The sequence below is a fragment of the Chryseobacterium viscerum genome, assembly GCF_025949665.1.
GTDB classification, from domain to species: Bacteria; Bacteroidota; Bacteroidia; order Flavobacteriales; family Weeksellaceae; genus Chryseobacterium; species Chryseobacterium viscerum_A.
Genome location: NZ_JAPDFT010000001.1, coordinates 1,155,336 through 1,167,941, shown reverse-complemented (window position 1 = coordinate 1,167,941; position 12,606 = coordinate 1,155,336). Strand labels below are relative to the sequence as shown.

Genomic DNA, 12,606 nt, shown 5'->3' with positions numbered 1-12,606 from the left:
TAAAAGCATCAAGATTCTCCATAAACCTAGTTTAGGGTAATCCGTTCTGGTCACAAGCAGTCAAATGACGCCACTTTAGGACAAAGTGACGCCATTTTATATAAGTTATATATTCTTTTGTTTCTGAATTTTTCAGTTTTAATACATCTTATTTTCTGCATATTTATAAACTGTCTTTTCATCCCAGACAAATAACTGGATAGAGCTATATGGTGGTATTTTGTATGAATACCCTGCACTTTCTATGTCAAATCCTTGCCAATTATCACTAGCATTTAACACCAATATTCTTTGACCTCGGAAACATTTTCCTAATATAAAATGCTCACCATATACACATCTGATGACCAGCATTCTATTATCAGAATCATAATATTGAGTTCCCGGCTGCTGTTCAATCATGCCATGAGATAATCTCATTCTGGATTTTTCATTGGTAATCTCATCATCAAGACGTGATAAACTTCCGTCCGGAATAAATAAAGTATTAGGATCTTCATTTTCGGATTTAAAGTTATTAATGGCCTTTACCGAGTCCCCAACATATACTCTACCAGCAACATCTACTGAATCCGAAACTTGTACTGAGCCCCCAACATTTACGGAGTCTGAAACATTTAATGATCCTGCAATATTTACTTTATGTGAGTCATTAGCTGGTGCACCAATACCAATATTTTTGTTTCCTCTATTGAAATTAATACCTTCCCAGCCCTTATAGCTGCTTGAATATTTATAATATTCATCTTTTAATACCGCTAAATAGAATTTATCTTTTTCATTATATATACCGGATTCTCCACCATTATAATTATCAACAACCATTAATCCGTTACCTGTCTGATTAGTAAATTGTTGGTTGACAATAATGCTATTGTTGGACATATAATTCCAGCTGTCAATATTGCTTTGTGAGAAATTCAAATCACTCCAGACAGTTCTCCAAGGCTGCCATCCTGTATCTCCGGCCCCTGCATAGCTTCCTCTGAATTTCATGCCGCCGCCTGTTCTGTCGATGGTTAACTGTTGTCTGCCATCAGCTGAATTCAGATTTAAAGTAGTGGTATAATTAAACCCGGAAGACGGGGCTTCCTGTCTGTAAATTCCAGATTCAGAAACTAAATTTAAATCAGCAACATATTTTAAGTCTTTAAACTTATCGTTCCAATTACTGATCATCGTAGGGGTAAGATTACCGGTATCCCAAATTGTATTTCCCTGAAATGTTGGTCTTGATCTTACATGATCAACGGCACCATAATTATCAATAGTCATCGCTATCTGAGGCCCTGCTGCAAACGAATTAGTAGTTGCAAAAGCCATAGATGTACCATTTCCGTCATTACTTCTTACATATATACCGGCTTGTGTTCCGCTATTAGAGGAGAACCCGATGGAAGCCGTATACTGATTATCAGTATTTGGACCACTTTCAGTTTCTACCAAGAAAGAATACTCGGCAGATGCACTGGTGTTGCCCCAGCCTGTACCTGTATTTTTTCCTCTCCCTTTAATAATCTTAAGTCCGGTAATATCCTGTTGGCCATCGACATTAACAAACTTGCTGTTTGTCCAACTTTGTGTTGCTAAAAATACATAACCATCTGTTCTATGGTAAATGTAAGGCGCACCTGCTGATAAACCATTTGAGAATCCTAGTGTTTGAGCATTTTCGGCGGAATTAACTTTAGCATCAGGATTAAAGTTATTATTGGTCCAAAGCGTTTCTCCATCTGACAATAAAGGAATATTCCCTTTTTTCGTCATGGTTGTTGTATTTATCGCCTGCCAATACTCTAAGTGGTTGCTGAATAAAGGAAAATCTATTCTATGATACCATGTATTACTTCCTGCAATGTGTAAAGAGTTACCATAAGTAGACGGGAATCCGGTACCTGTAGCCCAATCTGTAACGCTTAAAGGATAATCAGTTTTCACTGCGGTTGCATCCTGATGATTCCCTCTTTTAGTCAGGTATTCTCCGGGATTTAAATTGTTGGTAGTCCACGGAATACCTCCCTGAATTTTAACAACACCACTATCTGAACTCAATAATAAATCACCGCCATTTGCAGCACGAACTACAAAACTATCTCCTGTTCCGCCCCATAAGGCAGAATTTCCATCAGCTCCGATATAAGCTATATCTTTAGCTCCGTCATATTTTTGCCAGGTCAGATAATTCCCTGTTTGTGCAGTACTTTTCCACCTACCTAACATAGCTGGTGTCTCTATATTAAAAGCACCTGTCATAGTACCGCCATCTTTTCTGAGATAGTTTCCTAAGTCTGAAGATGATACAAAATCTGAGGCTAATCTCTGGCCTCCGCCTGCTGTTAAGATATAGTTATCATTATACCCAACTTTATTGAAACCTTTTGATGAAACCTGGCCTGCATCAGTGAATTCTATACCATTACTTAAATCCCAATCTTCTGCATTATTTGTAACAGAAGGTGCCAATATTAAATTGTTATTGGTAGGTTTCTGAATGGACCAGGATTTATATGAACTATTTTTTAGTTTGAAAGGTATTCTGTTATAATAAGTTTTTGCGGCCGATACAATTTCATCTGTATTTCTTGTCTGATAATCATTTGGTTTGAAATTTACATTATCCCAGGCTCTTCTCCATAGTGTCCAATTTCCATTATGCCCGCTTCTATAGACTAATTCTCCTGCGTCTGCATTACCATCATTATATTTTATCTGCAACTGTGCTGTAGTATCCTGAGCACCCATGTGCAGCATAGGACTATATAAATGCTGAACCCCTCCTGCGTTATTGTTGGCTCTGTAAATTCCAGAACTGGCATAACCTCCAAGACTGTTGAAGTCATCATTATATTGTACTGCTTTAGGGATATAGCTGCTATCTGCAAAATTAGTTAACCAACTTCTTGTAGCCACTACATCAGAAGGCAAAACAATGATATTGGCAGGATATAAGTCAAAGTTAGATTCTATCGCATGAGACCATCCCAGATTCCAATCCAGATTATAGTTTCCATATTTAACTTCTACTTTAGCTACTTCAAATGAAAAGTACCCATTCCAAAATGTACTTGGCTCTCCTAATAAAATACTGAGATATCCATCAGTTCCAATTCCGATTCTGGCGGTAGTTGTAGGAAAATTATCTGTTACTTCCCATATAGCTTTTGAACCATTAGAGACCATAGTCCCTGATACATATTTATAGAAAGCAACATTCACTTTACCTAAGTATTGACTTTCATATCCATAAATATTGATATCAATACTGAACATAGCCTGATCTGGTGAAGCTTGCGGCATTTTAATAGCTAAAATACCTGTATGTCCCCCAACATCATAATAGCCCTGATAAACTTTATTAAATATTCTTACATTATTTTGGTGTTTATTTATAGATCCCCCACCATCAAATTCTAAATCCTTTGCCCCAAGATTAACATCTTGTGTTGCACCATTATAGGGAACATAATTATTTAAAGTTGATGACTTAACAAAAGTTGACGGATCTAAATTATGAGAATCCCAAACTACACCATTTACTCCATCCTTATAGTGTATTATATCATTGTTATTAGATTCTATAATAGCATTAATAGTAGGGTTTCCTATATATAATGTAGATGGATTACCATAATTTAAAACCTGGTTATTTCCTGTAGTAAATGAAGTAGAATAAATACCTTGTTTAGAATAAATCTGACCTGACCGTCCCAGAAAATGAGTAGGATGGTCTGCATCTCCAAAATGGAAACCTATACCTTCATTCAGGCTATTGGCACTTCCCTGATAATAGGAAAGTCCATAACTATCAGCATTAGCAAATGACCAGATTCTGTTTCTTTCATCTACTTTGTAGAATCTGTTTTGAAAACCTTCATCTGTCTGAACAAAGCCTCTTGAATGTATTCCATGTGCAGGAATAAACTGTGAATCGGTATAGGCAGAAGAAGCCAATAAACCACCAGATAAGATAACCTGAGAACTATTACCGTTTAAACCCGCTATAGGTCTGTCTGAATCTAATACCCAATAACCGCCTGTATCTTTCTTCTCCCAAAATGTATTACCAGAAACTAACTCTTCTCTGGTAAGTAAATGTTTAAGATTGATCTGAACCCTTTTTGTACCTCCCGGATCCGGATGATCCGACACTGAAGTAACTCTGTTTCTACCCTGGTCTAAACCTCCATAGCCAGCAGTAACTTTTACATCAAACCCCTGCCAGTAAGATAATTGAGTAAACCAAAAACAAAGTTTACCGTTTAAGTTTAATGCAGTAATCGCATTCCAGTAATACAATGTGGAATAGCCGCTATGAGAAATAATAGTACCGTTATAGATATAGCCCTGGATCTTACAATCTAAAGGCTGATCAGTTCCGTACATATTACCTTTAATCTCTAAAAGAAACTGGTCTCCATAGTCTAAAGAATAATCTACATCAGTTTCAATCAATGTTCCCTGTGGAAAATCTCTTCCGGAATGATACCAGGAGTCTTCCTTTCTTCGGGAATCATAATCCCCGCCGCCTCCCGTAAGGAATCTTTCATCATTTGACCCGTCTTTATAATACCCGGCCGATCTCACGTAATCAAAAGCATTGCCATTGATATTCATAAAGTGATACCCATTTGACCTATACTGCAGTGTAGCAGCATAAAGACCCGGCTGATGAAAAGAAATTGCGGGGTAAATTGTATCAGACGCACCATTACCTTTTAATTCTAAAGCTACTGCATTGTAGGCATTACCTGTACCTCCTGAGAAGGATTTTCTTACCGGTATATCCTGATACGTATTCGTTGTTACTAAATTTAAATCAGAAACTATTTCCGCATGGGTTCTGGTGCTGATTTTTTTCGTTACAGAATTCCAAACCATTACAGAACCTGCATCGTTTGGAACACTTTTCACAATTATTTCGCCTTCTACAGCGATGTGATTGTTAAAATATTCAGGAGCAATCATTAGTCTAGTCTTGCAGTTAAAGTAATTCTATATTCATTCGGGGTAAGAGGTGCTAAAACATCTATTTGTACATCATTTGCTGATGTAGTCACACAGCTTACATTTATTTTTCTGTTATCGGTATTGCGGTAACAGATATAATCAACATTCAGGGTATTCCAGCCATGATTAATGGGAAAAGTAACGGAAGAACCATCTCCGATTTGCCATGTTTTGGATTTAATTTTTGCATCCAGAACCGCTTTCGTAGATCTTGGAGTCATTGCTTTATTAGGATCAATTCCTGCAATAGCTTCAACATCTGTAGCAATCTGAATCAGTCCTTTCACCGCATCTGTAGCATCTACAATATCAGGAATACCTTTTTCTATAATCTGATAATTTTTAGGAGTATTGGAAGCATCATCGGTATTAGCAATAAGATGGTCACCCACAGAAACGGGTTCATTGCCCACCCAGCCATTTGCTGTAATCACCCACACCATTCCTGTTTTAATGGCAGCTGATGTAACGGGTGATGGAGTCGTCATTGAACCCTGAGTAGTAGAAGGAATATAGCCGCCTGGCTGATAAATCAATGCTCCTGTAAGACTTTGTCCTATTAAGTTTTCAATATAAGTTTTAATCTTATTGGATGACCATGTATAAGTACCTGACTGAGTAGCGTCATTCAGAAAAATAGAGACAATATCTGCATTGGTAAGATTTCGGCCTGCGACTTTAATAACATGCCCTGAACTATTGGTCAGGATCTGACTTAGCAATAGAAGTCCGCTTGTCTGATCTGTCTGAAATGGATTATTAGTCAGCGGATAATCAGGATGTACATAATTCTGAGCCAGATTAATCCATTCCGCTCCGTTCCATTGATGCAGCTGCCCCTTATAATCAATTATCCAACCTGCAGGAACTCCATTCGTATCAGGAAATGAAGTATGGTAATGAAAACGGGTACGTTGCAGCTCACCAAAAAAATTATCCTGATGTGCGTTATTACTGATTACTGCGTTATTATTCATAGTTCTTTATTTTTTTATGGTTTAACTTTTAAAATGAGAATGTTAATTGGATTAGCGAGGTCTCCTAACATCTTAATCTCGATGGTTTGGTTGGTTGCGTAATCGTCAATATTTATTTTTTTACCTGTAACACTGTCCCTGGCTTGAATGATCACATTTTCCGTTTCAAGGGTATTGGGAAATACAGCACTTCCGGTAATCTGCACTACTGCACTTGTAGCTGTCTGTGAGAGCAGCAAGACCTTATCATAGATTTGCCTATTAAATTCCTGTTGGTTTTTCGGGCTGCTTAGCCAATCGTAGTCAAGTAACAGTTTTACTTTATCTTCACTTGTCTGCCCTGAAACAGCTTTCAAAGCTTCAATATCGTCACGACTTTCTTTAATGAAATCAATTATTTCCTGAAGTTCATCCAAAGAAAGATCATTAGATAACAGTATCCTTTTAATTTTTTCTATATCAGATGCCAGGTTCTTATCTGCATCTTTCAATTCATCAACAAAGCCATCTACCTGTATCTTAGTGTATACATTACCTGATTGCTCAGAACTGTCAACCGTAGCAACATTTTTAATTCCAAGTTTATTTTTCCAGTTGTCAACATGAGCTGGTGTTAGATTACCGGCATTCAGCAGAGCCAGATATTCCGAATGAGCCGCTGGATCTGTTAAGTGTTTTTGAAATGCTTCTGCACTGGCAAATAATTGAAAAATTTCTTCAAACCCTTCAATACCTTCCATGGGAATTAAGTCATCTTTGTGATAAAAAGATAAAAATGTGTCTTTAAACTGGGTTTCTGTTGGAAAATCTCCAGTTTCAAACCAACTGAAAATTGTATGTAATGGTGTACTCATTTGATAATTGATAATTAGTTTTGATAAAATTGATAATTAGGAAAGGCTTAAAGATTATTTCTATGGCGTGACATTTTAAAGGAGCGAAGAAGGCCATATACTTGCAGATGAAGCTATATGGCAATGTATTCACTTAGAAAGAATCAATGAAGCTGATTCCACTTTTGCGATCTCAAAATATTACAATGATACTATAACATTTTTGCGTAAAATTTGAACTGTATGAGCAGTTTGAAGCAGGAAAGGAAGGTCACACCTGGCTTTGAAGATTTATATCCAATGATAATAGATGATTTAAAGTCCCCACTATCAGATGGGAATTGTTATTTGGAAAAGAACAGATCAGCTTCAGCCTTTCTTCTGCGGATGAGTCCGTTTAAAGTTTTTCCACCTGCGGTAATGTACTTCGTGGTAAACCAATTTCTGATTGCCTGCTCATCTGCTTTTTTATTAATCAAAGAAAACAGTCCATCTGATCCTCCGGTATTGTAAGTATGCGATACGAGGGCATCAAATTGATTTTGAGTAAGCATCAATTTAATTTTACTGTTAACGATTTTTTCATAAGTTGGTAAAACAGATGAAAATAGCTCTATTCCTTTCTCTTTGCTGATTGCAGGGTCTTTCATGGTTACTTTCTTTCCTCCCGGATAATAAGTGTTACCATACCCTATTGTCGGAATTCCTGCAGAATCCAGATAGGGCTTTGAACTGAAGCCTTCAAATGATACAATCAGGTTGATTCCTTTTTGTGATGTTTTCATAGCTTAAAATATTTGTAGGTGAAAAAGATGAGTATTAAAGTAATTCCAAGGATCGTAATGAAAATCCAGGCCAGGATTTCAAATCCATCTGATTGAATTTTCTTTGTTTCTTCAGAGACTTTTGAAGCCACTTCTCTGATTGTTTCTTTTGAACCCGTTTTCTGGGTTACATCCTGAATAGCATGGGTAATTTCTTCTTTTTTAACCTCAGATTTTTCACGATTAACCTTTGCATAATAGCTGCTGATGGAATATTCTGCATTTCCCACGATGGAAATACGCTGAATGGTATCACCTTCCACCACATTATGGAAAACAAGGGGATTAGACGCATCAGATTTTCCTTTAATCAACAGATCTCCGGATATTTCATTTCTCTCTTCCTTCAGCAATACATTATCTGAAATACTTTGAGTTGATTGTAAGCTTTGAAAGCTTGAAGAATCAACTTTCACTTTTTCTGTTTCCTTTGTATTCTCTTTGTATGTAGTTGTAATTTTGTGTTTGCTTCGACAGCCTAACATGAGACTGCTCAATATGAGCAATAGCAGAATCTTTGTTTTCATTGGTTTTAGTTTTTAAAAATTGAACAGGCTTATCCTGAATTCTTCAGTTCCGGGAAATCCAGTTGAAATTCAAATTTTTACATAAAGATTTTATCTTCTTTTACGTATTCTTTTTTGATGCTATCCAACAACATGTCTGCACTTACTTTGTAACCAGGTTCTTTTAATGCAATTGTTTTTAAGCTTACATCCTGTATGATATTCATAATATTAGAACCTGTCAATTCATATCGTTGGGCAATTTGTTCCAGATCAATATCTTCAAGCTGTAATTGTTCGGGTAAATTTTGCTGCCAGATACGCAGACGCTCCTCATGTTTTGGATTATTGAATTGTATGCAGCTATGAAAGCGTCGCGTAAAGGCTTTATCCATATTATTTTTAAAGTTGGATGCCAGAATAATAAGCCCTGAAAATGTTTCTATGCGTTGCAGCAAATAAGAAACTTCCTGATTGGCATATTTGTCATGGGAATCTTTTACAGAGGTTCTTTTTCCGAAAATAGCATCCGCTTCATCAAAAAATAAAATCCAGTTTTTATTTTCTGCTTTGTTGAACAGTTTAGCTAATTGCTTTTCTGTTTCTCCAATGTACTTTGAGACCAGCATAGAAACATCTACTCTGAAAACAGGACGTTGGGTGTATTTTCCTAAGAGACTGGCGGCAAGAGTTTTTCCTGTTCCCGGTTCTCCATGAAACAACACTCTGAACCCTGGTTTAAGTTTTGTCTGCATGTTCCAGTCTTCCATAAGAATCCGGCTGCTGTTATACCAGGCTTCAATACTTTTAAGTTCCTGTAACGTAGTTTGAGGAAGTATTAAATCTGTCCATGATCGACGTGTGAGTATTTGTTCTGCCGGAAAATCATTGCTCATTTTCGGCAATAATTCCGTGTCAAAAATGATTTTGTTAAAAGCTTCTTCATGAACATTTATCTGGCTGTTCATTAATGCATGTTCATGGGCTGAACCTGAAAAAACAATGAGTTCTTCTTTACTCAAAACCGAATCCGGGCTGAAATAATCCAGTGATTTCAATCGTCCTGAAATACTATCTCCTCCTAAAATGTATTGAGCGGCCTGAATTGTAGGATAAAAGAGCCTGCCGCTATCGTTGGTTGAACAAAAGTCAAACAGCTCACTACCTGGAAACTCCAAATAAATGCGTTTCAGCAATGATGGATCCAATCGTGGTAATAAAGCCATTAAAAGAATCACAACTTCCTGATGGGCAAGCTCCTTCCCTGAAATATAATCTCCTAATTGAAAATTCTCATGGTTATTAGTGTTAAATTCAGGGGCTCCTACATTAAAATCCTCTGAAGGATTGTTTATACGCCATGTAATAACCTTTTCTAAATGAGTAAATAATTTTTGTAATTGTTCTGACTCCATTAGTTTTTATCTTTTTTAAGATCCGGTGTATTGCATCCTTCTCACTTTAGGACACATTCACTTATCTTGTAGTTGATTTCAAAAAACCTCAACCGGAAAGTAGCTCACATTTGAGTGTCTCTCCACAGCTGACACAGCAGCTGCTTTCGGAAAGTCGCTCCTTCATTGGAGTCCTTCTTTTTAAAGAATCAATCTGCGGCTGAAAGAGAACAAGAGATATGAAGACCTGCCATTCTGCTTCCAGGAGGAGATTCCAGTGTTTACACATCAGAAAATTCCTGGATTTCAGACGCTAAAAGGTGTCCTGCCAATGAGTATCTCTCCGATTGAGGTGTGTTGTATGTTTTATATGTTTTAAATATCATGCAGCATCTCAAGGAGAGTGCATTGTATTTTGTAGTTTGCTAAGAAAACCTCAACCGGAAAGTAGCTCACATTCGAGTGTCTCTCCACAGCTGACACAGCAGCTGCTTTCGGAAAGTCGCTCCTTCATTGGAGTCCTTCTGTTTAAAGAATCAATCTGCGGCTGAAAGAGAATAGTAGATCCGTAGGCCCGTCATTCTGCTTCCAGAAGGAGATTCCAATATTTACACATCAGAAAATTCCTGGATTTCAGACGCTAAAAGGTGTCCTGCCAATGAGTATCTCTCCGATTGAGGTATGTTTGTGATTAATCAATAATGTAATTAACCAAATCGTAAAAGTCCCGTCCCAAAATAATTTTTATATTAACGGGATACGATGTATATTTTTTCCCATTTATCTCAATTTCCAAAAGCATCTGAATAAGAGAAAATGGTTTTCTATGATGAACCGTATGTCTGAATGAACCAGGTCTGGTAAGTGTACCCGATGGATAAAACTCATTGAACTGTGATCCAGGTTTGAAATAATTAATAGGATTAATATCCAGAATCATTTCTTTAGACGTTACAGGGTATTCGGACATTCTTCCCAGGGATATTGCATCTAATTGCTGTTCCTTGTAAAAACCTGCATCTTTGAATCCATTTTTGACCTTTTTTTTCTGTTTGTAACGTTTTATAATAATCTTAGGTTTGTATTTATCAATATCCAATTCGTTTGATAATTTTACCTTTAAATATTTATAACTTACACTTCTGCTGAAAGTATGTACATAATTATCTATAGCCTGTGGTTCTCTTCCGGATTCTGCTTCCAGATTGATATGCCCTCGTCCTGATTTTTCAATATTCCCGGCTCTATAGAAATGATAATATTTCGCTGTCCAATCTGCTGATGCCTTTACATCCAGTCCGAAATTAAGCTCATTTAAATGGAGATAATTATCTATGAATCTGCCAAACTGGCTTTCTGTAGGATATTTCCCGGTTTCAAAGTAGGTTTTCAGCTCCTCTCTTGGGGTTAATATGTTGTTTTCTTCCATGATATTTTAGTTTTCTTTATTGGCTTATGTTCTTATTATAACCGCTTTCCGGAGCTGATTACCCGTTGTGATGTAAAGTTCAAAATTGATTCTTTTTTTGTTCTTATAAAAGTTTTTCACCCTCTCTATCCTGTAGTTGCAGTAATCCACATATTCCTCATAAACAATCTATTACACCTAAAATCTATGATTCACGTTCCTTCATTTTCTGCAATACATTTCCGCCTTCCATTTCCACAGAATTTATTATTTGCTTTAAAAAAAAAAAAAATAGATGTGACAACCCTCGTTTCGCATTGCGGATGAAATTCCAATGGAAAAGTTTCTGTTACAGAATATTTTATCCTATTGAGGTTGTATTTTTAGTCATGAGAATGTAATGGATTAATTCTCTGCTGCCTTGTGATCCAAATATCTTTTGTATTGGCAGGATAAGGTTTGTTTTGTTATCTAATAGCAATTATTATTTATGTTGTGATAACAGTTCAAAATTAATCACTTTATTGTTCTTATAAAAGTTTTTTGCCCCCGCTTGTCTGTAGTTGCAGTAACTCTTAATTTTCTAGAATCCAATGATTATTACCTGATTTCAAAATCTACATTTCTTTATTCTCAGATCCATTCTGCTGGAATTGATTATGCCAGTATCATTATTGCAGGAATAAAAATGCTTTGTATATCGATTGCTGCTCAGATATTCTAATATGATTATTTTTCATTGATGACATAATCACATTCGATTCTGACATTTCTGGTTTGATTGGTACTCCCGTTATTTGGAATGTTTACATTATTTTGGTTTGCAGCCAGGTAACCGGTGGCTAAAAGCTGGTCAGTATCTTCATCATAGATCCTGCATTCGATATTCTTATCAATTTTCCGAAGGTCTGCTCTATAAAAAAAGGTCAGAAAATCCCCTATATCATAATGATCTGTAACAATATCTCCACTTGTATATTCATGCCCCCAAAGACCTCCTCCTCCATATATCATATATTCAATAAAGGCATCAGTTTTATTAACAAATTTAATATTTGTGTTTACAATGTTTATTTTTTGCCCATAACTACGCTTGCTTATTTCAAAATAAAATCTTTTACCTTTCAGGGGACCAAAGTCAAACCCATCAGGAATTGAAGGCAGGGTATTCCCGAACAATCTAGACATCATACTATAAAACATATATGTTGGATCTGTTTCGTAGCGCAAAACATAATATTCGTTTTCTCCTAAATTTTCTGCTGAGAATTTTTTTGCCTTAATAGTATAAGGTGCACTACCCAGGAAATATTGCTTTACTCCTTCAGTGTTATTACCTTTACCCGCATCAATTACCTGATCTTCTTCATCCTGTGAACTTATTACAATCGGAAACTCTTCATCTGCAGCAGCATAATTTACATAGCCGATGAATCCGTTTTCAATAGCTCCTAACCTATTGGCAAGAGTTACTATTTCCTTATTAGTAAGACCATCTTCTTTATGCCTCAAAGAATCTATTAAATCAGAAAATTGATTTTGTGTGGGATATTTACCGGTTTTAAAATAGGTTTTTAATTCTTCTCTTGGGGTTAATTTATTTTCTTCCATATTACTTTATTGTTCCTTGGTTTTCATTTCTACGCATGCTCTGTCC

The 12,606-nt window shown here is 36.3% G+C and carries 8 protein-coding genes; all 8 read right to left on the bottom strand.

Going from position 1 to position 12,606, the window contains the following annotated elements; all coding sequences use genetic code 11:
- Nucleotides 1–138: 138 nt before the first annotated feature.
- Entirely contained in the window at nt 139–4,965 is a 4,827-nt protein-coding gene (locus OL225_RS05245) for a hypothetical protein (protein ID WP_264517522.1), read from the bottom strand.
- Nucleotides 4,965–5,984: a hypothetical protein gene (locus OL225_RS05240; protein ID WP_264517521.1), complete on the bottom strand. Its 1,020-nt coding sequence runs from the start codon at nt 5,982–5,984 to the stop codon at nt 4,965–4,967. Before OL225_RS05240 ends, OL225_RS05245 begins: the two co-directional genes overlap by 1 nt.
- 14 nt (nt 5,985–5,998) lie before the next feature.
- Nucleotides 5,999–6,838: a hypothetical protein gene (locus OL225_RS05235; RefSeq protein WP_264517520.1), complete on the bottom strand. Its 840-nt coding sequence runs from the start codon at nt 6,836–6,838 to the stop codon at nt 5,999–6,001.
- Between the two features lie 323 nt (nt 6,839–7,161).
- On the bottom strand, nt 7,162–7,602 hold the full coding sequence (locus OL225_RS05230) for a lysozyme (RefSeq protein ID WP_264517519.1): 441 nt from the start codon (nt 7,600–7,602) through the stop codon (nt 7,162–7,164).
- Nucleotides 7,599–8,168, bottom strand: a complete 570-nt coding sequence (locus OL225_RS05225) for a hypothetical protein (protein WP_264517518.1) — start codon at nt 8,166–8,168, stop codon at nt 7,599–7,601. The genes OL225_RS05230 and OL225_RS05225 overlap by 4 nt, the downstream gene beginning before the upstream one ends.
- Nucleotides 8,169–8,245: 77 nt before the next feature.
- Nucleotides 8,246–9,562 (bottom strand): ATP-binding protein, encoded by a 1,317-nt coding sequence (locus OL225_RS05220; RefSeq protein WP_264517517.1) that lies wholly within the window; start codon nt 9,560–9,562, stop codon nt 8,246–8,248.
- A gap of 670 nt (nt 9,563–10,232) precedes the next feature.
- A complete protein-coding gene (locus OL225_RS05215; protein ID WP_264517516.1) occupies nt 10,233–10,970 on the bottom strand; it encodes a hypothetical protein in 738 nt (245 codons plus the stop codon).
- A 708-nt stretch (nt 10,971–11,678) separates the two neighbouring features.
- Nucleotides 11,679–12,560 carry a hypothetical protein gene (locus OL225_RS05210; RefSeq protein ID WP_264517515.1) on the bottom strand — a complete coding sequence of 294 codons (882 nt, stop codon included), beginning with the start codon at nt 12,558–12,560 and terminating at the stop codon, nt 11,679–11,681.
- Between the last annotated feature and the right edge of the window lie 46 nt (nt 12,561–12,606).